20 protein-coding genes and 1 pseudogene are annotated in these 21,575 nt (G+C 38.0%); 9 read left to right on the top strand and 12 right to left on the bottom strand.

The window, feature by feature from the left end:
- Window positions 1-15: 15 nt before the first annotated feature.
- Window positions 16-498, bottom strand: a complete 483-nt coding sequence (locus tag I6F42_RS15230; protein WP_197152688.1) for a GNAT family N-acetyltransferase — start codon at window positions 496-498, stop codon at window positions 16-18.
- A 107-nt stretch (window positions 499-605) separates the two neighbouring features.
- Between I6F42_RS15230 and I6F42_RS15225 the strand changes: the two genes are divergently transcribed.
- Window positions 606-806: a hypothetical protein gene (locus tag I6F42_RS15225; protein WP_007586727.1), complete on the top strand. Its 201-nt coding sequence runs from the start codon at window positions 606-608 to the stop codon at window positions 804-806.
- A gap of 58 nt (window positions 807-864) precedes the next feature.
- On the opposite strand, the gene I6F42_RS15220 is transcribed toward I6F42_RS15225, so the two are convergent.
- Entirely contained in the window at window positions 865-1,059 is a 195-nt protein-coding gene (locus I6F42_RS15220) for a CPXCG motif-containing cysteine-rich protein (protein ID WP_024593951.1), read from the bottom strand.
- Window positions 1,060-1,340: 281 nt separating this feature from the next.
- On the opposite strand from I6F42_RS15220, the gene msrA reads away from it, so the two are divergent.
- Complete coding sequence (msrA, locus tag I6F42_RS15215; protein WP_197152687.1) at window positions 1,341-1,940, top strand: peptide-methionine (S)-S-oxide reductase MsrA; 600 nt, start codon at window positions 1,341-1,343, stop codon at window positions 1,938-1,940.
- Window positions 1,941-2,166: 226 nt separating this feature from the next.
- Window positions 2,167-3,081 (top strand): 2OG-Fe(II) oxygenase family protein, encoded by a 915-nt coding sequence (locus tag I6F42_RS15210; RefSeq protein WP_197152686.1) that lies wholly within the window; start codon window positions 2,167-2,169, stop codon window positions 3,079-3,081.
- Window positions 3,082-3,176: 95 nt separating this feature from the next.
- Here I6F42_RS15210 and I6F42_RS15205 read toward each other — a convergent pair whose 3' ends face one another.
- From I6F42_RS15205 to I6F42_RS15190, 4 genes are read right to left on the bottom strand one after another with little or no spacing between them, the layout of a single operon-like run.
- Complete coding sequence (locus I6F42_RS15205) at window positions 3,177-5,288, bottom strand: TonB-dependent siderophore receptor (RefSeq protein ID WP_197152685.1); 2,112 nt, start codon at window positions 5,286-5,288, stop codon at window positions 3,177-3,179.
- Window positions 5,289-5,312: 24 nt separating this feature from the next.
- Window positions 5,313-6,626 (bottom strand): DUF3526 domain-containing protein, encoded by a 1,314-nt coding sequence (locus tag I6F42_RS15200; protein ID WP_197152684.1) that lies wholly within the window; start codon window positions 6,624-6,626, stop codon window positions 5,313-5,315.
- Window positions 6,623-8,071, bottom strand: coding sequence for a DUF3526 domain-containing protein (locus tag I6F42_RS15195; protein WP_197152683.1), 1,449 nt, complete (start codon window positions 8,069-8,071; stop codon window positions 6,623-6,625). Before I6F42_RS15195 ends, I6F42_RS15200 begins: the two co-directional genes overlap by 4 nt.
- Window positions 8,071-8,847, bottom strand: coding sequence for an ABC transporter ATP-binding protein (locus I6F42_RS15190; RefSeq protein ID WP_197152729.1), 777 nt, complete (start codon window positions 8,845-8,847; stop codon window positions 8,071-8,073). The genes I6F42_RS15195 and I6F42_RS15190 overlap by 1 nt, the downstream gene beginning before the upstream one ends.
- 387 nt (window positions 8,848-9,234) lie before the next feature.
- On the opposite strand from I6F42_RS15190, the gene I6F42_RS15185 reads away from it, so the two are divergent.
- Window positions 9,235-10,428: an acetyl-CoA C-acyltransferase family protein gene (locus I6F42_RS15185; RefSeq protein WP_010552768.1), complete on the top strand. Its 1,194-nt coding sequence runs from the start codon at window positions 9,235-9,237 to the stop codon at window positions 10,426-10,428.
- Between the two features lie 203 nt (window positions 10,429-10,631).
- On the opposite strand, the gene I6F42_RS15180 is transcribed toward I6F42_RS15185, so the two are convergent.
- The 3 genes from I6F42_RS15180 to I6F42_RS15170 form a co-directional block, all read right to left on the bottom strand.
- Complete coding sequence (locus I6F42_RS15180; RefSeq protein WP_010552767.1) at window positions 10,632-11,489, bottom strand: EamA family transporter; 858 nt, start codon at window positions 11,487-11,489, stop codon at window positions 10,632-10,634.
- 3 nt (window positions 11,490-11,492) lie between these two features.
- Entirely contained in the window at window positions 11,493-11,987 is a 495-nt protein-coding gene (locus I6F42_RS15175; protein ID WP_010552766.1) for a hypothetical protein, read from the bottom strand.
- A gap of 290 nt (window positions 11,988-12,277) precedes the next feature.
- Entirely contained in the window at window positions 12,278-12,880 is a 603-nt protein-coding gene (locus I6F42_RS15170; RefSeq protein WP_010552765.1) for a glutathione S-transferase family protein, read from the bottom strand.
- A 150-nt stretch (window positions 12,881-13,030) separates the two neighbouring features.
- Between I6F42_RS15170 and I6F42_RS15165 the strand changes: the two genes are divergently transcribed.
- The gene (locus tag I6F42_RS15165; protein ID WP_148664652.1) at window positions 13,031-13,576 is read left to right on the top strand and encodes a TetR/AcrR family transcriptional regulator; all 546 of its coding nucleotides are present in this window, start codon (window positions 13,031-13,033) and stop codon (window positions 13,574-13,576) included.
- Window positions 13,577-13,947: 371 nt separating this feature from the next.
- Here I6F42_RS15165 and I6F42_RS15160 read toward each other — a convergent pair whose 3' ends face one another.
- The gene (locus I6F42_RS15160; RefSeq protein ID WP_197152681.1) at window positions 13,948-15,531 is read right to left on the bottom strand and encodes a glycosyl hydrolase family 28-related protein; all 1,584 of its coding nucleotides are present in this window, start codon (window positions 15,529-15,531) and stop codon (window positions 13,948-13,950) included.
- A gap of 1,012 nt (window positions 15,532-16,543) precedes the next feature.
- Here I6F42_RS15160 and I6F42_RS15155 point away from each other — a divergent pair.
- Window positions 16,544-17,245 (top strand): metal-dependent hydrolase, encoded by a 702-nt coding sequence (locus I6F42_RS15155; protein ID WP_197152679.1) that lies wholly within the window; start codon window positions 16,544-16,546, stop codon window positions 17,243-17,245.
- 395 nt (window positions 17,246-17,640) lie between these two features.
- Window positions 17,641-18,243 (top strand): thiamine biosynthesis protein ThiC, encoded by a 603-nt coding sequence (locus I6F42_RS15150; RefSeq protein WP_197152677.1) that lies wholly within the window; start codon window positions 17,641-17,643, stop codon window positions 18,241-18,243.
- Window positions 18,244-18,637: 394 nt separating this feature from the next.
- Here the strand turns inward: I6F42_RS15150 and I6F42_RS15145 are convergent, their stop codons facing one another.
- Window positions 18,638-19,240 (bottom strand): cold shock domain-containing protein, encoded by a 603-nt coding sequence (locus I6F42_RS15145; protein WP_010552760.1) that lies wholly within the window; start codon window positions 19,238-19,240, stop codon window positions 18,638-18,640.
- A 238-nt stretch (window positions 19,241-19,478) separates the two neighbouring features.
- Between I6F42_RS15145 and I6F42_RS15140 the strand changes: the two genes are divergently transcribed.
- Complete coding sequence (locus I6F42_RS15140) at window positions 19,479-20,411, top strand: permease (protein ID WP_238142572.1); 933 nt, start codon at window positions 19,479-19,481, stop codon at window positions 20,409-20,411.
- A 166-nt stretch (window positions 20,412-20,577) separates the two neighbouring features.
- The gene (locus I6F42_RS15135) at window positions 20,578-20,973 is read left to right on the top strand and encodes a metalloregulator ArsR/SmtB family transcription factor (protein WP_197152675.1); all 396 of its coding nucleotides are present in this window, start codon (window positions 20,578-20,580) and stop codon (window positions 20,971-20,973) included.
- 240 nt (window positions 20,974-21,213) lie between these two features.
- Here I6F42_RS15135 and I6F42_RS20235 read toward each other — a convergent pair.
- A pseudogene (locus I6F42_RS20235) lies at window positions 21,214-21,339 on the bottom strand (transposase); the annotation flags it as partial.
- Between the last annotated feature and the right edge of the window lie 236 nt (window positions 21,340-21,575).

Raw genomic sequence — 21,575 nt, 5'->3', positions numbered from 1 at the left:
AATTGTAGTATTGAGTTAAAGTGATTTATGCCAAATAGAATTTTCTCTTAGGCTAAAACCTAACTTAATAAGTAAATTATGTGAACGTGCATTGTGTGCACTCACCTCAGCCGATAAATGTTTAAGCGCAATTTCCTTAAGTAGCGCTTCAATAAAACCGGTAACTACTTCAAACATTACGCCTTTATCCCAAAAGTCGGGGTGCAGCTCAAATCCTATAAACGCACTACTTTTACACGGCGTTAAATTATAAAGCCCACAAGTACCCATTAACTTTCCAGATGTATTATGTTCAATTGCGACTCTAATCACTTCGCCTTCGTAGTAAGCACTAATATCATCTTGTATTAATTGTTTGATTTGTGTTTTGCTGAGCGGTGTTTCGTAGTCGTTAAATTCTGACACATGCGGGTGGTTTAAAATATTAAATAAACACGTAGCGTGTTTGTGGGTAATTAAACGCAGCGTAACGCGTTCAAGCTTTGTGGTATTAAACATTTTATTTAAGTGGTTAGTTAAATTAGCTCTTTATGGGCAGGCATTATTAACTTACCATACCCCATTAACAAGCATTATCTTTAAAGCAAAAAGAGTAAGAGAACGTAATGAGTGACGATTTTCAAGTAATACAACCCACTACCACAGTATATTGCCCAAAGCGCGGCGAAGGCTGGACCTTAACAGGCATTACTAATATTAACGAGTTTACCTCAGTAATGTTTGACGGCACACGCTATACACTTCCAGCACGCGAAATAGTAGAAGAACTTCTTCCTAACCAGCTAGCGCGTGAGCAAAATAGCTAACCAAACACATACACAATAAAAAGGCTGCAATTTTGCAGCCTAATATCTAATTAACGAGTTAAAATGCTTCGTCTTCACTGTAAACATTAACGTTTAACTCGTCCTCATCTTCAAATACTACAAACGAAATAGGCTTACAGCATACTTGGCAGTCTTCTATGTATTGCTCATCAATATCTGCTGCATCAAGTAATACTTCAATACTTTCTCCACAATAAGGGCAGCTTATTGATTTTTCAGTTAACTGGTTCATTTATCACCTGCTAATTTATATTTCGAATGTTGTCACTTTAATGAACACGTAAGCATAATTCAACACCCCATTAAATAACGCATACTTGGCTAACCCAATTAAACCGTGCTACTAACTTAAATAGTGATCTTGTTACTCGCCTTATCCCTATAAAACTTGTCAAAGCACAATATTTTTCACCATAGATAAGTTGGCCAGCCCTCTACAATGAAATTGTATTAGCACTTAGCGGGTCTAACTTTATAAGTATTTATAAACTCACAGTACAGATGGATAATTTTATGAAAAAATCACTTACGCTTACATTAACATCTGCCGTTATTTTGTTTAGTACATTCTCCCATGCAGCTAAAACCGAAAAAGCCGTTCTAGCTGGAGGTTGTTTTTGGTGTATGGAAAGTGACTTTGAAAAGCTAGAAGGCGTAACCGATGTAATATCGGGCTTTACTGGCGGTAAACTTAAAAACCCGACATACAATGGTAATCATAAAGGCCATTACGAGGCCGTAGAAATCACATACGATCCAGCCATAGTAAGCTATCAGGGCATACTTGATCATTACTGGGTAAATATTGATCCCTTTGATGCCAAAGGCCAATTTTGTGATAAAGGCCCTAGTTACTTAAGCGCTATATTTGTACAAAACGACGAACAACGTAAATTAGCTGAAAAAACAAAAGCAGCTGTTGTAGCCGAGTTCCCTAATCAAACTGTGGTTACACCTATACTAAACGCAAGTACCTTTTATCCTATTAAAGGGAGGGAAAGCTTTCACCAAGATTATTACAAAAACAATCCAATCCGATACAACACTTATCGTTGGCGCTGCGGTCGCGACAGCCGCCTAGAAGATATTTGGGGCGACAGAGCAACCCACTAGTATTTATTAAGCAACTTAAATTACACCAACAAAAGGCTGCATATTGTGCAGCCTTTTGCTTATCTACAAAGCTAGCTTTCTCTGCTTCAAAAAGTATACAAACCTTCATTATCAATAAATGGTATATTCTGTTTCCTAAAGCTGGCTGTTTATCTACTAAATCAAATGCAATAAATTGCACTCCTAGATTGATATAAACCAAATTCAACAACTGGAGTTACACAAAATGTTTGCCAATCAATTACAGCTAGCGCGTGCTCTAGAGTTACCAACACGCCAAGCCATGCTTTACCGAGAACCATCAGTACAACACTTTTGGAATAGCAACACCGACCTAATTACAAACGCGTGTAGCGAATGGGAAACAACATCAATAGATGGCTCAACGTTTACGCTTGACGACACACTACTTGATAAAAACCTACGCGAAGCAGTAAAGCAAGCATGGGAAGATCCATCAAAAGAGCTGGCCGTAAAAGCGTTATTACACGAAGTTGCGCCTGATGTATTTCAATTTCAATTTTTTGATCCAGAGCGCCTTGCCGTTTTACGCGGGTATTTAGAACAAGTATGGAATTCGCAAATTCCTATGCGCCCACCATATGGCATAGTGTTAAATCGCCGTGGTGCCATGCTTGATAGTCGATCAGAAGGTTATTTAGCAGCGCCAAGCTTTCAAGCATTTTATAACGAAATACTAAACACTTACATGCGCCCTATTTCGCGTATGTTGTTCCCTGAGGTTACGGGGTTTGATACACAAACATTTGGTTTTTCTATTTATTATGAGCCAAACACAGATTCGTCAATTCGCCCACATACCGATGCATCGGCCGTAACGCTTAATATTAACTTAAACTTACCAGGCGAAGAGTTTACAGGGTCAGAAGTTGACTTTTATCACCCGTACACAGGCGACATTAAATCACTTACGTTTAAGCCCGGCACTGCCATGTTACATCGTGGCAATATTGCACACGCAGCAAAGCCTATTACCAGTGGTGAGCGAACTAATTTTGTTTTGTGGTTGTATGGAGAACGCGGGCGATTACCAGCACAAGGTGCACCACGCATTCCTATTGATGCTAAACAGCGCTGGATTAACCCTAAAAAGACGAACGACGGCTATGCACCGTTTTAATCGAGTTTTTAACTAAGTTTTTAGCTAAGTTTTTAACTAACAAAAAGGCTGCTTAATTTAAGCAGCCTTTTTGTTAGTATCTTTTTAGTTTACGTTTAAAACTTATACGTTGCAGATAGCCTTACACTTCTGGGTGTGCCCGGTTGAACCCATGCATCAGCAAATGAGTTAGTGTAATAGGTTTCATCAAACAGGTTATCTACCTCTGCACGCAAGCCAATTGACTTAGTCACATCAACATCTATAAAAGTACGCGCTGTTGTATAGCTTGGTAGCTCAAAATCGGTACCAAAAAAGCCGTTTCGAGAATCTACATAAACTAAACCTGCGCCAAACTTAATTGCTTTGCCATATAACTCGGCTGATTTAACAAGCTGTAAACTAAGTTGATGTTTAGGAATATTTAATAAAGAACTACCCGCTTCAACGGTATAGCCAAAGTTAGCATCAAAAAATGAGTTTTCAATAGTTGCATCAACATACGCATACGATAACCATAGGCTTACATCATCCGTTAGCTCACCGTTTATATCAATTTCTATGCCTTTGCTTTGTGCTTCTCCAATTGCAGCAAAAGTAAATGCAGTGGGATCGTCAACCACCAGCATGTTGTCTTGCTCTACTTTAAACATCGCGATAGTGCCAAATAAAGCGCCATCGTTTAAAGTAAATTTAACTCCCAACTCTGTTGAAGTAGATTGATTTGGTTCAAACCCATCGCCATTTGTATCAGTGCCTGATAAAGGCCTAAAGTTTTCGCCATAAGCGGCATAAACAGATACAAACTCGCTCGCCTCATACACAACACCTAACTGGGGGCTAACACGTGACTCATTTTGTTTTGATTGTGTATCAGCTAAGCGGTTATTAAGTGTTTGCTGGTAGTCATCAAAACGTATACCAATACGTACATCAAGCTTATCGGTTAGGCTTATTTGGTCTTGTATAAATACACCTAACGACTCCTGCACTTCTAACTTATCGGTATTGGCCGTTGGCGTAGGTAACTCATACGCTCCATATACAGGATTAAAAACATTTATATACTGATCGCCACGTACACGAAGAACAAATTGATCATTTTCGAACTTATCAGAATCAACACCAATTATTAAACGGTGATCCAACCCTGCAACCTCTAAATTACCTGTCACTTCGGCTCTAAATACCTGATATTTTGCATTGTAATCACGGTAGCGCCTAAAGCGATTTACTTCACCATCAATCACGCCATCAAAACCAGTTTCGGTAGCAAACCCTTCAAGCGAGGTATCACGGTAGTTAGCGCCCAGCAATACGCTCCAATTATCATTAAAGTCATGAATAAACTCTAATTGATGGCCAAGTACATCAGCCTCTATTGGGCCATCACCTGGCTCCCCTAAAAAGCGGTTCTCTGGTATTAAACCAAGTTCGCCATCTATGGCTAATACGCCTCTATCAAAAGGGACCTCTTGGTCGCTGTATTCAAGCTCATATATTAGCTGGCTGTTGTCATTAATGTTCCATGTTATTGATGGGCTAAAGCCTTGTTTAGTTGTTTCTATTGTATCGCGAAAGCTTTTTGCGTCTTCATAAAAACCAACCAGTCTAATTGCTACGTCGTCGCTAAGGGGCGTGGTGTAATCTACATCAGCGCGGTAGGTGTCAAAGCTGCCTACGCTTAGCTTTAGCTCGCCGCTTGTATCAAACGTTGGGCGCTTAGTAACTAGATTTACTGTACCGCCAGGTTCACCACGGCCAAATAAAGCAGCACGTGGACCTTTTAACACCTCAACCGATTCAATACCCGACAAATCACGTGAGCCACCAAAGCCACGCCCAGCATTAAACCCATTAACAAGGTAATTGCTTGGCAAGTTTTCATCGCCTACAAAGCCACGTAGCGCAAAGCTATTCCAAAGCCCACCAAAGTTATTTTGACGCGCTACCGATGCCGATAAATCAAGCGCTTGATTTAAATTTATAGCACCTGCGTTTTCAAGCGCTTCTAAATCTATTTTTAATTCTGATTGCGGTGTTTCTAAAGGGCTAAAATTACCTTGATAAGCTTGGCGCGAGCCAATCACTGCCAATCTTTCTATAGGGCTATTACTTACGCTGTCATCCTTTGGAGTTTGTTCAGCAGCCATAGCGTGGCTGCTAAATAAACTGACTAAGTATGCGCTTAAATAGCTGAGCTTTAGCCCATTTTTATTGGTATTCATTATAAACCTTGTTAATTAGTTGACTCATAAATTTTCTTTTAGCTTAACGCCTGTAACGTCAGGCTCATCCGTTTCATTAAGCATTGTTTTTTTAAAGCTAGGCATACTCTTAAGCGCAGCTTTAGGTGGGTTGCCTTTTATAAACAGCCAAGGGTAGTAAAACTCCCTCAAACTTTTATGAAATCCTCGCATACGGTATTCATATCTAAATGCAGCTAAAGCATCAGTGCTCGCCAATCGGGTAAAACTGCGTTGTAGCAATAGTGGTGGTGAAAACCACGATACAATCCCTGCTAGTTGATACTTTGTGTGCGCTGCATCACGATAAGCATGTGAAAGTTCACCTGCTTTTTCGTCTCCAACTTGCTGAAATGCGTAATACCATTTCCACTCAAACTCGCTTTGCATATCAACATGATCTTTCCACTGTGGATTTGATGCTACAAAAGCATCCATTGTGGTTTTCTTTGGTAAGTCCCATGCATCGTTAACCGCCTCACGCTGAGTAAGCACAATGTCGCCGCCCTTTGGTGAGTGAACCGTTTTGTTTATAACTAAATCGCCTAAAATAGGAATAATAAAGGCAACTAACACCCAAAAACCGATTAATGTTGAAGCAACACGCGGCGCACTATTGGCATTTTTGCCCCACCACACACTAAGCAAAGTCCAAATCGCAATGTAAATTACACATATAAAAGTAACAAACCCCACATCAGCAAGGGCCGAATGACTAAGCAATGTACCTACATAAAATGGCAACATTAAACACACTATTACTGCTATTAACCTTACAGCTATACGTGCCCCCCATAATGCAAAGTACGACTTAGCCGTAGTCACTAATAAGTCATGCCTACCGCTTGTTCGCTCATTAGCAAATAAATCATGAAATAATAAAATAACTATCAGCGGTGCTAATGCACTAATTACAAATACAAAATCAATTTTACCTGCCTGCGCTAGCTCTGCGTTTTGTGAATCGCTTTCGTAAATTTGTCCCTCTAGGGCAAGTAAATTTAAGCGGTGTTTCCACGGATAAATATCACGCTCACCTAAAGCAGCAAACGCTAAATTTGAAGGTGGTGAATACGTTAAATGAAAGCTGTAATAGGCAAGCGAACCAGCATCACTGTATTTATTTTGTACGTTAGCTAATTCAATTAAATCAGCCGTTTTTAAACGCTCAATAGTATGTTGCTGCTGGCTTACTTCACTAAGGCCGCTGAAAACTGCAAACCCCGATATAGCAAATGTACATGCTAGTAATATCACTAAATATTTTTGACGAAGTAAAAAACGCCATTCACGAATTAGCTGTGAAAATACATAACTCATAACAAACGCTTCCCTACAAATTTAATACCGCCTAACAGCACTGCAATCCAAATAAATAACTGTAAAAATGCAGGGATACTTCGCTGCGCTCTTACTTGTGCGGTATCTACATTAAAAGTAAAGTTTTGCAGTACTTGCCAATTTTGTGCACTTACACGAGCTTGCTTAGTCGCTTCGGTACTGGCATTGCGGTTCATATCGTCTTGGTAGCTAAGCTTTTCTACATGAACTTTGTTAAGCCCTTGCACAAAGTCAAAACGCAACTGTTCGGTTTCACGCAAAAAGCGGTGATGAGTTTCAATACTCGTCCCCACCACTATCATCGATAACGACCGAATAGCCACCATAGGTGAAACCCAGCCAAAATAACGAGATACCTTCGTTTGTTTAAGCTCAGCTTGCATACGTTGCTGGGCAAATTTGTTTAGTACGTTAGTCAATTTTGCTTCAGATTCGCTGGCTACTAATCCTCTAAAATTAACGGGTAGCTCATCTATACTTTTAACGTTGTACTTTTTAAGAAGTGATTGTTTAAATTGCATAAAGGCAGGGTCGTTTGCGTTATGGCCGTCGCCTAATTTTCTAAGTTGTGCTTTTACAGCAAAGTCTGTTTCTATTTTACCGGCAGATGGCACAGCCGTTGAGGCACTGGTACTTGCTACGCGTGGCATAACAATACACAGTAAAATCCACACAAAGGCAAGTGCGGTAAAGCTACCACTGTTTTTACTAAACACGCTCGATGCCAGTAAAATCAGTAATACCCACACAGTTAAATATAAAGCGTAGCCAACAACAAAACTTACAACTGCCAGTAAGCTTTCGCCCGCAGCAACCGTAAATAAAGCCGATACCGTAAGCGGAGTTAAAATTAAGCCCACAACAGAAAGTAGCGCCAATCCTTTACCTGCAATTAGCGTTACACCCGATGTACCTTGCGATAACAAATAAGAAAGCGTTTGCGATTCGCGCTCTCGGCTAATACCGCTGTAGCCAATTAATATTAATAATAAAGGTGCGAGTGTTTGCACAATAAATGCAGGCGTTAAACTGCCTAATTTAGTTAATGCAGTCCCTTGGCGACTATCTGCAAACATTGCGCTGTTTTGTCTGTGCCCTTCTAAAAATATAGAGTTGCCTGTGTAAGCGTCAATACCAGGGTCTAGCGTACTAAGTGGCGAAGGCGTTCTAAACGCATAATGCCCGTAATGCACCATTCTGTGTGGATGGCGGTCGGGTTGATCAACAAAGCTCTTATCGCTTGTTGTTTGTAACTCATGGCGAGCATGGCTTAGCTCCATCATGGTAATAGCCGTTACAATGACCGAAGCAAGCGTGAGCACTAAACCTATAGCAAGCACGGTCATTGCTAATTTTGAGCGAAGCCAATAACGCCACTCATCTTTGGCAACAATCACCACCTTTGAAAAGTTATTTATACTCATTAAGCACCTCTTTTAGCGTGATGCCCAAACGCAGCGTGTACTTGCTCGGTATCAATACGCCCACTTTGGGGCGCATCAAACTCTCCCACCAGCTCACCGTTTTTTAGTAAACCAATTCGATTAGCGACTTGGCAGGCACCGTATACATCGTGGGTAACCATTAAAATAGTCGCACCAGTTAATGCTAGCTCTCGTACAAGTTGATTAAATTCATCAATAGCAACAGGATCAAGACCAGAGGTTGGCTCATCAAGTAAAAAAATGGGTGCTTCACGCAGTATCGCAAGTGCAATTGCTGTTTTTTGCCTCATGCCTTTTGAATAAGTTTGCATGTGGCGATCCCACGCATCGTATTGCAGTGCAACACGATTAAAAGCCGCGTTAATTTGCTCATCTGATTTTTTAATATCAGCGAGTGATAAAAAATATTCAATATTTTCACGAGCAGTTAAATGCGGATATAACGTAGCCGACTCTGGCAAATACGCTGTTTTACCTCGCACAAAATCAAGCGCTTTACTCACCTCTTTACCCGCTACTTTTAAAGAGCCTTCGGTTGGTTTATTAAACCCAAGTAACGTTTTTAACGTGGTTGATTTACCCGCACCATTACCACCAAGTAGCGCATAAACCTCACCTGCAGCCACACTAAAGCTTAAGTTTTTTAAAATAGCGTTATTTTTAATACTAAAACTTAACGAGCTTACTTCAATAACGGTTTCGCTTGCATTACCGAGGGTATTACCAAACTTATCGTTACTTGTTTGCTGTTTAATAGGCAATTTTTTTGATGGGGTTTTATTAACTGCGATAGGTGTTGTCACACTCAAGCTCTACTATGAATAATCCGAATGCACCGTATGTTATACTATAACACATACAAAATGCAACAATATAACATACCAACATTAACATATAAGTAAATTCAACCTCGAAAATAAACAGACCTGCTGGCACGCTTTGGTAACTATGGTATGAGCGTATATTTATCTGCATCCACAATGATGAATGGCACTTTGTTTTTATTTAGCCTGCTAAAAAAACGCTATGTAATTATTTTATAATTACATAGCGGCTTAAATTATGTTTTGATGAATAAAGTTAGTCCTTTAAAGACTAAATTAAAAAACGTTTATTGGCATAAAAATAATAAGAGAATAAAAATGACAAAATTTAATAACAATAATGTAGTTATCTTAAGCGCAGTGCGTACCGCTATCGGAAGTTTTGGGGGCAGTCTTAAAAATTTCACTCCAGCTGAACTTGGCACACTTTGCGCAAAAGAAGCATTAGTCAGAGCCAATATATCACCAAATCAGGTGGGCTCATGTGTGGTAGGTAAAGTTATACACAACGGGCCTAAAGATGCCTACCTGTCCAGAGTCATTGGCCTTGACGCAGGATTACCCATTAATAGTCATGCGGTAACACTTAACCGCTTATGTGGCTCTGGCTTAGAAGCTATTTTACAAGCAGCCCAGCAAATTCAACTAGGTGAAGTAGATGCAGCCTTAGCAGGCGGAGCAGAAAGCATGAGTAGCTCAGCCTACACATTAGAAAGTAATCGTTGGGGCCAAAAAATGGGTAATAGTACGATGGTTGATGAGCTAACCACTACATTACAAGACCCATGGGATAACGCTCCTATGGGGATCACAGCTGAAAACATAGCAGAAAAATATAATATTACCCGTGCGCAACAAGACGCTTACGCAGCCCAAAGTCATCATAAAGCCGCAAAAGCGATAGCCAAAGGACGCTTTAAAGAACAAATACTCCCTATAGAAATAAAATCGCGAAATAACATTCATGTATTTGACACTGACGAACATGTGCGTGCAGACACAACAGTGCAAAAGCTGGCGACGTTAGCACCTTATTTTAAACAAAATGGGACAGTGACAGCAGCAACCTCGTCGGGTATTAACGACGCAGCAGCAATGCTAGTACTTATGTCAGAGCAAAAAGCGAATGAGCAAGGCTTAAAGCCAATGGGCCGATTAGTTGGCTATGCAAGAGCTGGCGTAGAACCGACATTAATGGGAACCGGGCCAATCCCTGCTGTAAAACTGGTGTTTAAAAAAACGGGATTAACAATTGATGACATGGACGTAATAGAATCAAATGAAGCCTTTGCTGTGCAAGCATTATGCGTAGCAAATGAATTACGCTTTCCTCAAAATAAAGTAAACCCAAATGGAGGCGCGATAGCGCTTGGCCACCCTGTTGGAGCAACCGGTGCTATTTTATCTACCAAATGTCTGTACGAACTAAAACGTATTAATGGTAAATATGGCTTAGTCACTATGTGTATTGGCGGTGGCCAAGGTATAGCCGCTATTTTTGAAGCACTTTAATTATAAAGTTGTAAATCATTTATTATCCGAATTCAGGAGGTATTAAAGATACCGTGTTATTAAAAATACAGGTGATTAATATGCCACTTTTTTAAATACTATAGATATCAAATGGGCATAAAATAAACGGGACAGGCAAATACTCTACACTTGTCTCGTTTATTTTAACGTATGATTTTATATATTAACCCTGAGCTCAAGTGTCAATTGTTAGCATAATTTTTCTTGCTTTTTAGCGATGAAAATATGATAGAAAATACGATAATGATAAACGCATACTTCTGACCATTTGACACAGATTCATGATAAATCCATACCGCCAACGCTAAATGCAATGTCGGCTCTATGTACTGAAGAATACTGATTTTGGTTAATGGCATTTTCAAAAGCGCGATACTCAGTAAAAATATCGGTAATAATTGCAGTGGAGCAGCCGACATTAATGTAAGCCATTCAACATAAGTTTCATCAGATATATTTAAACAAATATAAATTAATGCTATTGGAGCAAATATAATGTGTTCTAAAAAAATTGCAGCGAATGTACCAATATTCATGCGCTTTTTTGCCACAAAATAAAAGGTAAATAAAGAGGCAATAACCAAACTTAACATAGGCAGCTGCTTATCAAAATAGACATAAACAGCAAGAGCTAGAATCATTAGCGACAAAGAAATTTTTTGGTATTGTGTTATCTTTTCTTTAAAAAATATAAAACCAGTAAAAAATACCATTACAGGTGTAATGTAAAACGCCAGTGATGCCGCCATAATATTATTTGTAATGGTAGCATATACAAAACCCAACCAAGACAGGTTCATCAATAGACCTGCTACAAAGGTCAACCCTACCTCTCTGGCATTTATTTCATTAAAGCTAATCAACTTTGGCTTTATAACGGCAATCAAAATTAAGATAATGGCAGACCAAAAAACACGTTGAGACAAAACCAAAATTGGGTCAACTTCGTCTAATTGGTGAAAGTATATAGGGACCAATCCCCATATACCAAAAGCCAACGAACCTAATAGTACATACAGATTCGTCCCCATTTTTGACATCAACTATTCGTCCCCTCTTCCCAAAATATTAAGAGAATGGCTTACAGCGGCAATACGCATTGAACAATCTATATTTTCATCCGTCTCATTAGACGCTTGAAGTGACCCCACGTGTGAGCTTAAACACATGTGACCGCCATTAATAAGCGATATAGCCACGCATGCGTGATGATACGCTTGTTCGTTTTCTATGTTCAGCATGGAGAAAGACCTAAAATTTAAGTCATCAAGGCTACCACCAGCCTTCACTGAAACAAACTGGCGGGCAATAAAATAAGGATTAGTCACTCCCATTCGTGCAACCGCAAATTCAATATCACGCTTGTGTGTAGGTGATGGTTCGCTGATCACTTGCAGTACTATTTTTTTAAGGTATTCACTACCTGTAGTGTAAACAGATGCCCAAGCCGCATACATAATACTTAATTGATTTGCGTGGTTTGTATTGGTGAGTAGGGTTTTAAGCAAAGTTATCTGGTCAACTCTAGTTTCTGACATAAGACTTCCTCTTTATTAAAATTTATTGAGAATAAAAATTCTCAACTGGGGTGCTCGTAAGTAATGTTATTTAACGTAGATGGGTTGGTTTAACAACCTAGGTAGCAATCTAAACAACTCTTAATCATTTTAGAGTTTAAATGCAGTTTTTCATCAAGCGAAAAATAAATAAGCTGAGCAGACTTTTTAAATGTCAGGGTAAACACCTTCATTTTAAGCCTGCCATTATCTCTTGATCTGCGGCTTCATGATTTAAAGAAGTTTAATTAGTCACATCCTCCGCAATAAATTTACAGCTTTACCGGCTCAATAAATCCGCTAAGCTTTTTCATATCTTCAATCCAGCGAAATACATTAGTGTACTTTTGTGTTGATAAGCCTGCCTCGTCCATATAAAGAAGCGTTGAAAGTACAGCTATATCTGCAATAGTAGGAACATCGCCCACAAGGTATTTTGAGTTACTAAGATTGTCGTTAAAGAGTGTTAGCAAACCATGTGCAAGTAAATCACAGTCAGCAAGCCCATCCTCAGAAAACATCTTAAATGTTTTAATAAGGCGTCCTTTCTCTACAGAATCAAATAACTCATTTGCCACCATAGACAAAAGAATATCTATTTTTGCAGCTAGCTCAATATTAGTGTCGGGATACCAGTGAGTGTTATCACTCTTACGCGCCAAGTAACGAATAATAGCCAACGAATCACCGACTGTTACAGACTCATCAACAAGAGATGGAATTTTCCCCAAAGGGTTAACCTTTAAATAAGTATCAGAATTTTGCTGACCTTTAGAAATATCTACGGTAGCAACATCGTAGTCATAACCCATTAAAGACGCAGCAAGACGTGCTCGATAACTTGGTAGAGAATATGGAAAGCTATAAATTTTCATTGTATGTACCTTTTAAATAAATTACACCGGTCAGTGTAATTAAATGATAAAGCCAAAGATTTAAGCATGCAAGAACTTTTTACACCAACCTGTGTATTTTAAAAAAGTTGTGGTAAAATTATTGTGTTCTTGTAAGGCGGAGATAATTCATTGAGAAAAAAAGATTATTTAATAGAGAGCTTTATCTCTATGGTCGCAGAGCGTGGTATGGCTTCTTCTGGAGTTGATGCTATTGCTAAGTACGCAAACGTATCTAAAAAGACTATTTACAACCAATTTGGCAGCAAAGAAGCGCTAGCCATTGAAGCAATAACTAAATTTAGTGAAACGATACAGTCGAAATGGCTTACAGAAAGAAAAGAGATAAAAGATCCCACAGAGTTACTTTTGAAGTTTTTTACTGAGCTTGAGGAGTCAATCGAAAATGATATGTTTTACGGTTGTATTTTTATTAACATGTGCAGAGAGTACCCTGATTTAGATCATGATTTACACAAAATATCCCAAGTACATAAAAATGCAGCTCGGGCCGAGCTCAAAACCAGGCTAAAAATATATGGGTGCGACAGCTTAGACAACTTGCTTAAAATTGAAATCCTGTATGAGGGATTAATATCTCAACTGCTAGTCTCTCAAGACCCAAACCTAGTCAGTAAAGTTAAAGAGTTTGTATTAGAAGCAGCCAATAAAGGCTGAATTACCATAAATTGCGATATTAGAGTTGAGCTTTTTTCGGTAGCGCCATGGATGGTAAGGAGAAAATAAGGAGTCAGCTTTTGCTTTTTGCCTTAATAACAAAAAGAAAAACCTGACCCTGTTTACTTTGGCTATTGCTCTTGCTTGCTTTGCATCCATGTAGCCGTATATCAGTAGTTTTATACTGTTAGCGTCGGTTGAATCCCTATAATTGATTAAGTATTATTGCAGATTGATATAAGCATTATCTGTAAATACAGCAGTAAAAAGCTTGGCCTAAATAAAACGACATTGTTTATAACCGATTTATCTCGGTAATTTTTTATTTTTAGTGCCTTTGTTACTTCATCGGCTCTATAGCTAGCTTTTTTTTAAAAGCCAAGCGCTCTTTGAGCTGTGTAGATTGAAATAGGCTTTACACTTTTGCCTATTGAATCAACATATAACCACTCATCGTCTCGATGCTTTTTACTCCCTGCTACAGTGATCGAACTCCGACCATTAGTGATCCCAACCAAAGTAGTTTTAGGATGTAATCTATGAAGGTCTAAGCCTGAATATGGGCCACTATAATTAGAATAAATAAAGTACCCGTACGAAAACATATCATCTATTTTAGTTGGCTTGCCGGCGACAATATTCCATAGCGTATTATGTTGCCCTGCGTGAGGCATCCCTTTTTCTGCTCCTGCTGAAGCTATTCTTAAATTTGTACTATTCTCAATCAGATTATAATTGCTAGGCCCGCCGCCATGAAAATCAATTGCGCCACTGTCTTGAGAGTTATTACTTATAGAAGTAAAAACATTACCCGCTGAACGCCCTGAAAAACTAATGACATGTTGTCGATATCCCGAAAAACGAGAGTTTTTAAATAAATTAAAATCTGAATTAGAAGCTAAAAGCGCAGAATGTCCCCTGCCATCATTAGCAATATTTTCTACTGTTGAAAATCCCGTATTTACTAAATTAACATCCGTTCCCATTTTAGTTGTTTTTATATTTCTGATCCACGAGTTTTTAGCTCCCTTAAGCTGAATAGCATTCCAACCGTAATCATCTTCAAAGCTACCATGGTGATTAAAATTAGTTAACTTGCCAACTAAGGTTAAATCTTCAATACCTACGTTTTGAATTAACTCCTCTTCTATAAGCGAAACTCTTGCGCCGTCAGCGAGTAAAAAACTTTGTGTTAAAGGCTGCTCTAAAAAGATTGTATTTGAGCTTATCTTTTTAACTGTAACCATAAGTTCGAAGGGAATAAATCGTTCCCCCCCCGTCCATTCGGGTTCTATAGCTAAAGGCGATATTAATTTTTTTGCGATCCGGTCTGATCCAGGTTGCTCACTTACCATTTGCAGCGTAATTACGTCACCCACTCTAATATTAGAGGTATCAGACACTTTTATTTTCTTTTCATGGACCTTTGCGTCAGCAAGTAATGAAACTGTACGCCCTTTTATATTATTTTTACTCTGTGCATTAATAAGAAAAAAACGCTCAAAATGTACTTTCCCTTCTTTGAAGTCATGTTGCTTTAATTGCGTCTGGCTTGTTCCACTCCCGCGTATAACAACGTTAGAAGCCGAGAGTTCTAGTGAATGTCCGTTAGGCCCAACCCAAAAATCGTATGTACCCCTCGGGAAAAACACCACACCACCATTAATACTTGCCGCATCAATTGCCTTTTGAACTGCTAACCTGTCATTTTTACCATCATTAACAATTGCACCATAGTCAATTACATTATGGGTTATCGATCTATTTGGTATTTGCGCATGACCACTTTTATAACCCACATTAGACCAGTCTAATAAGCGATGCGAAATACCTTGTTCAAACTCAGTCCATAATGGGTGCGGATTAGTGACAGCTAAAGCTAACTGGCTGGTGCAAATAATTAACGCTGAGCACGTTGATATAATACTTTTTTTTAAATAGAACTCGTTTTTCATTCTTTGAAATCCTGTTGTTTTTATTAAATTTAAATGACTCTAAACGTACAAACGTTAGCCGACTAAATAATGGCTTTTTGCAAATTGGCATTGCCAGAACTAGGTTTTTAGCATTTATTAGGGGATATTGATCTTCCAAAGTAAAGACTGGTTCTGTCTAGAGACGATTTAATCGCGGCACGAAATTTATAACCAAGCAGACTCGGTAACAGCTTCTGCCTTACATCCCTTTTGGTAATAAAGAGTAAATCCCCCTAGGACTAATCAAAAGACACCGCATGGTATGCATTTATGCTGCTACTTCACCTATTTATGAATGGTAAACACGCGTCAATCTTCACAAAAGCACTTCGTATAGCCGCATTAAAAAAGTGCAAATGCTTAATAGTCGATTAAAAATGCCTTATACAGATTCATAAAAAGCATACTCTGGCCTAACTCAGCACCAGTAACGCCTTGAATGTAATATGATAACTTACCGTCCGTTAAGTGGCAATAATAGGAACAAGTAATATGGATTACAGGTTGATTTAACAACGGCTCCAAATCGTTAGAGTGTGTTTATCTTTTGAGGTTAGATTTGCAGTAGTTGATTTTGGTATATGGGGTCTCACATTTATATTCGTATTGTTGATTCTTCTCCAAAAAATTACCACTTAGCGGCTCCACGAAGCACAATAAAGAATAACAATTGTAAAAAAATTGATTTATCAAAGTAATAAGAAACCTATTTAACCCGAACTCTGATTAAGAGATTTAATAACACTTTTAATAATAATGGTATTTAAGGGTTCTCCTCTCTAGCCAGAGATTTTCAATGACAACAAGGGGAATTTACGCGTCGAAGTTAGCCTCTCGCAAGTAAAATCAACGTAGTTAGCGCTAGAAATGGCTGCTATAGGGTGATTTATTATCCAGAACTCAAGTTATTTAAGCCCAATCTTTAAAGAACATTGAACAATAAACTTTTCAATTGTTAGAATGCCCCCCTATTTTCCTATCAAGAGATACAATGGCAAACTTCACTACTCATCTTAATACTGCCGTAATCATCACAGGCTTAGCCTCAGCCACCTTATTATCTGCAGGACATATTGAATTAAAGGGCGCACTCTGGTTATGGTTTTTAGGCTCAATCGGCGGCTTATTACCAGATATAGATTCAGATAACTCAACATCACTCGATACTATTTTTAACTTATTTGCACTCAGCGCTGTATTACTGGTACTGCATTACATAACCACCGAGCTCATTATTGAAATTAGCTTTATCGAGTTAATCGTAGTGCCGTTATTGGTGTACGGGTTTATGAAATATATTATTAGACCAATTTTTGAATGGATCACAGTACATAGAGGTAGTTGCCACTCTTTACTATTTATACTGCTATGCGCGTTATTAACGACTCAAGTAACATGGAAACTGAATGACCAATCAACCACACAAGCAGCCGTCTTTGCGTGGTTAACGGGTGGGTTTATTTTATTAGGCGGATTAATTCATTTATTGCTTGATGAAATTTACAGTGTAGATTTAAGTAATGTCAGAATTAAACGCTCTTTTGGCACCGCTTTAAAAATAGCTGACTTCGATAATAAGTTAATTACGCTAGCTTCAATTATTGCCATTGCAGGTTTAATCTATGTTGCGCCCCCTACAGAACAAACTATTACAGCATTAAGTGATTGGTCTCACTTTATATTTCTATCTTAACAAAGTAGGTTTTAAGCCTTTTTACAGCATTACCTGACTACAATAAGTGACTTTTTAAAAGTCGCTTATGTCCATTACTAGAATACGTGTAAAATGCCGACTTAGTAATCTAAAAGTTAATTCACAAAGAGGGTGTGAGACCCTGCGCTTTTAGAGACATAAATGGCTTGAATCAAAGCGACTTTGCCGATTTAAGTTTTAATTAAAATCCGTAGCTTGAGCCTATTTGTTATTAATTATTACTTTTGTAGGTTTGAGTGAAATAATTAAATAGCTTTACCTGTCTTCTACTCAAGTATGAGAGCTATTACAGCTATTACAGCTATTACAGCTATTACAGCTATTACAGCTATTACAGCTAAAAGCATTAAATATAAAATTATAAGAGGTACATAATGGAATTTACGAATAAACGCACCATGCTAATTACGGCATCTTTATTGTTGGTATTGGCGATAACACAGGCTGTTTTTACTGCCCTTTACAGTGCAGAAATTAGTTTTTCAAGGCAGTATGCATGGGGACTAGAAGCCGTAGTTTTCACTTTACTTGTTACCTTTGCGGGTTCTGCTATGGTGCAAGCAAAAAACTCTCAGCTAGGATGGTCGGCTATAACATTTAGCGCGATTCTTAACATAGTGCAGGTAAGCATTGGCCTTACTTTGTTTTCTACATTTGGAAAAGTATCGGGTGCTGTAGAAGGCGCACAACCTTTAATTAGTGGCGTGGTTTCTTTGTCATTCATGATTTACTACGCAGCTAAATTATTATTGGGATTAGCAGCACTTGTTTTTGGCCTGTCTTTTATAGCTAAAGGTGGCAAAGCCATCGGCGTCCTTACAGCCTTAGCTGGCGGAGTTGCAATGCTTGCCAATGGTATTTTAATTATCTTTGGCCGTGATGGATTTATGCCATCAGCTGTTGCTGGCGCTTCGGGTATGATTGCAACGTTGCTTTTAGCAATATGTTTAATAAGCCTTAACCGTAAACAAGACTAAGGCTTGATACCTTACAAGTAAGGTACTCATTTTAAAAAAATATAAACATCGGCTCATACGCATATTAGATATGTCAATTCGCCGATGTTTTTACGTTTAAGTGATGATATATAAAGTGCCAGCCACCTTAATTATTTATAGCTAATTCACAAAGAGGCTATGAGGCGCTGCGCATTTAGAGGGGATAATAGCTTGAATCAAAACTTAAATGGGTCGACGATCCCTTTGGGTGTAAATTCTCAATCATTTTTTATAAATAACTTGGTGATATAATTATTGCCTTTTAATAATGTTATGGGGTAAATTGTAAATAACTGTATTTATATACAGCTATTAATTCTATTTTTATTCAACCAAACCTTTAACTAAAAGATTTATAAAATTACCACTCACTTTAAAACCGTGAGTCCCTCTCACAAAGTTTTCCATCTCCATCGCCATCCATTATTGTATTCGGGCAGTTATTAATAAAAAATACAGCTTCGGCTCGTGAACTCATTTGGCTACAGTGCTGCCTGCCATCACAGGTAAAATTATGGGTGCTTTTTGGTATCATTATGTTCGGGTATTGTGCGTCAAAGGTGGCTAAATCGGCGTTGGTAATAACAGGGGGTTGGCTATTAAATTGCTCGCTACTTTTATAATGGTTGTATTTATTTACTGCGACAAAGCCAAGCACGGCAATAATGCTAATTGAGGCAACTTTACCTAAAAAGCTACTGACAAAGTTAGATTTAGCCATACGATATGGCTGTTGATTGTGTTTTTGATAAGGGGCTTTAAGCTCTGCAACGCCTTCTATGCGGCAGTTAACTGCTTTGGTTTTACCGTCGGGCTGTGTTGCAACTTCAAAGTAAATAGTATCGCCAACTTTTGGCTTACGGCTCATATGTTTAAGCGCTGATATGTGTATAAACGTGTCGTGTTCTAGAGTGTCTGATTTAATAAAACCAAAACCTTTGTCGGTTTTCCACGACTTTAACAATCCTTTGTTCATTTTTACTCTTACCTTTAAAAAAACTTCTTTTAGCCGATTTTAATGCTCTTTATTTAGCATTAGCACACGTTCCTAATTTATTACCATCACTTTTTATTAAGTTATAAGCTATTGCTATTAATGTAGATTTTAAAAACAGGCTTTTATTTTTAGAGAAAACACAAAAGCACACTTGCACAATTGTGCTTATATGATTATATTGCGACCTCAAACTTGGTTTTACACATTAGAGGTTATTGTGAATACAGATAAAATGATGGTTGCACTTGATGAATTTATTCATGTTAGTGGAGGCTTAATATTAATTATTGCTGCAGTTTCTATTTTGACAGGGTTGATTAGGGAGTTTGTGCCGCAGGACAAACTTCAAGCAAAATTAACAAAGCATGATAAATGGGGCTCGCTGTTGGGAGCTAGTTTTGGCATGTTAACCCCTTTTTGTAGCGCTGCTGTTGTACCTGTAACTTTGGGCATGGCTACTATGGGTACATCGCTAGGTACTATTTTAAGCTTTTTAATTTCAGCTCCTTTATGTAACTTTATTGTACTAGCAATGATATATGCTGCATTTGGTTTTAAAGTGACAGCTATATATTTAGTACTAACCTTTAGTGCCGCCGTTATAGGTGGGTGGTTAATATCAAAATCACCATGGAAAAATGAAGTAAGACGAGGTGATGAGTTAGAGCTGGCTACTAATGGCAAAAGCTGTAGTTCAGGCTGTAGTTCAGATAATGCCGCACTATCACACAGTACTAATTCTGATAAGTTTAAAAATGTTTTAAAATTTGCTTTATCTTTATTTAAAAGGATTATTCCGTATGTGTTATTGGGTGCATTAATTAGTGGTTTATCGGCTGCTTATTTACCAGCTGAATTAGTTGAAAAATACGTAGGTGGCGGAGATTTAAAATCCATTATTATTGCTGCGCTAATTGGTATTCCGCTTTATTTGAGAATAGAAATGGCTATACCGCTTTTAAATGTGTTGATTTTAAAAGGTATGGGTATGGGCCCTGCTTTAGCACTGATAATAGGTGGTACGGGTGCGAGTTTACCTGAAATTGCTTTGGTTTCTTCGGTATTAAAAAGAAAGGCTGTATTAGCATTTATATTAATAATATTAACTACTGCAATTACAGGCGGTGTTATTTTTCAATACGTTATATAAGTTAGTAAGCACCACTTTTTAGTGGTGCTTTTGTTTTTTGTTAATGACTTAATTTTGTTAAAGCATGCGCTTAGCACCTGTTAGTTTTAAGGAAATTTAATTTAGGCTCTGGTATAATCCGTTCGTAAATTTTTATGGTATTTTATTATTATCAAGAAGGTACATAATGGATGAAATGTATATTGATGCGCTTAAAGCGTTATCAGATCCTACCCGATTAAGATTATTTTGGTTAGTTGTTGATGCTGGCCAACGTATTAATGTTGCTGAAGCAATGGATGTTATTGGTGATACGCAATATAACGTTTCTCGAAATCTTAAAATGCTACATAAAGCAGGTTTACTCACTTTAGAAAAAAAAGGTAAGTGGGTTTACTATACCCTTAAAGAGCAAAGCGCCCCTCACTGCCAAGCATTAGTAAATTCTGTTAAGTTTTTACCAAAAGAAACGTTTTCTGATGTATCAACTCGTTGCATGATGCGTTTATCAATGCGCATAAACGGAGAGTGTGTTGTCGGCGCTAATAGTGAACAATGGTTGGCGGCGCTAGAAGCTGAATAAACAGCCGAGCTATATGCCAAACTAGACTGCCAAACTAGACTGCCACTTTAATTGAACAAACAAAACTGTGCCAATAAACTTGCTCTAAAAGTTCAGAATTTATCTTTTATTACTGGGTTACTTTCATTTCATCCATCAAATAAGTCATTAGCCCTATTAAACCTAAATTACACGCATGAAAATAACTGCATAATGCAGTTGTGATTTATTACTGAATAGCTTTACTGAGTAGTTTAAGTTTTATGCCAGTAGCTTTTCGCAGTTACTGATATTTGATCGCCGTTTACGCTTTAAGTTTTCACAGTAACTTGCATGTGAAGTGGGTTTGCCTACTGCACCATGAAATACGCGCGTAAATTGCGTAGTCGAATAAACTAAACTAGACAGCCACTTTAATTGAACAAACAAAACTGTGCCAACAAACTTGCTCTAAAAGTTCAGAATTTATCTTTTATTACTGGGTTACTTTCATTTCATCCATCAAATAAGTCATTAGCCCTATTAAACCTAAATTACACGCATGAAAATAACTACATAATTGCAGTTATAATGTTTACTGAATGGTTTTACTGAGTAGCTTAAGTATTATGCGAGTAGCTTTT

The organism is Pseudoalteromonas sp. SWYJZ12 (genome assembly GCF_015864395.1).
GTDB classification, from domain to species: domain Bacteria; phylum Pseudomonadota; class Gammaproteobacteria; order Enterobacterales; family Alteromonadaceae; genus Pseudoalteromonas; species Pseudoalteromonas arctica.
The sequence above is the reverse complement of the archived record's forward strand: the minus strand, read 5'-3'. Positions and strand labels throughout refer to the sequence as shown.

Coding starts and splice junctions, on each gene's coding strand:
- I6F42_RS15220 (WP_024593951.1), bottom strand. CDS start 1,059: ATGAACCAGTTAACTGAAAAATCAATAAGCTGCCCTTATTGTGGAGAA.
- I6F42_RS15205 (WP_197152685.1), bottom strand. CDS start 5,288: ATGAATACCAATAAAAATGGGCTAAAGCTCAGCTATTTAAGCGCATAC.
- I6F42_RS15225 (WP_007586727.1), top strand. CDS start 606: ATGAGTGACGATTTTCAAGTAATACAACCCACTACCACAGTATATTGC.
- I6F42_RS15145 (WP_010552760.1), bottom strand. CDS start 19,240: ATGAACAAAGGATTGTTAAAGTCGTGGAAAACCGACAAAGGTTTTGGT.
- I6F42_RS15200 (WP_197152684.1), bottom strand. CDS start 6,626: ATGAGTTATGTATTTTCACAGCTAATTCGTGAATGGCGTTTTTTACTT.
- I6F42_RS15155 (WP_197152679.1), top strand. CDS start 16,544: ATGGCAAACTTCACTACTCATCTTAATACTGCCGTAATCATCACAGGC.
- I6F42_RS15180 (WP_010552767.1), bottom strand. CDS start 11,489: ATGTCAAAAATGGGGACGAATCTGTATGTACTATTAGGTTCGTTGGCT.
- I6F42_RS15135 (WP_197152675.1), top strand. CDS start 20,578: ATGGATGAAATGTATATTGATGCGCTTAAAGCGTTATCAGATCCTACC.
- I6F42_RS15185 (WP_010552768.1), top strand. CDS start 9,235: ATGACAAAATTTAATAACAATAATGTAGTTATCTTAAGCGCAGTGCGT.
- I6F42_RS15230 (WP_197152688.1), bottom strand. CDS start 498: ATGTTTAATACCACAAAGCTTGAACGCGTTACGCTGCGTTTAATTACC.
- I6F42_RS15160 (WP_197152681.1), bottom strand. CDS start 15,531: ATGAAAAACGAGTTCTATTTAAAAAAAAGTATTATATCAACGTGCTCA.
- I6F42_RS15175 (WP_010552766.1), bottom strand. CDS start 11,987: ATGTCAGAAACTAGAGTTGACCAGATAACTTTGCTTAAAACCCTACTC.
- I6F42_RS15170 (WP_010552765.1), bottom strand. CDS start 12,880: ATGAAAATTTATAGCTTTCCATATTCTCTACCAAGTTATCGAGCACGT.
- msrA (WP_197152687.1), top strand. CDS start 1,341: ATGAAAAAATCACTTACGCTTACATTAACATCTGCCGTTATTTTGTTT.
- I6F42_RS15195 (WP_197152683.1), bottom strand. CDS start 8,071: ATGAGTATAAATAACTTTTCAAAGGTGGTGATTGTTGCCAAAGATGAG.
- I6F42_RS15210 (WP_197152686.1), top strand. CDS start 2,167: ATGTTTGCCAATCAATTACAGCTAGCGCGTGCTCTAGAGTTACCAACA.
- I6F42_RS15150 (WP_197152677.1), top strand. CDS start 17,641: ATGGAATTTACGAATAAACGCACCATGCTAATTACGGCATCTTTATTG.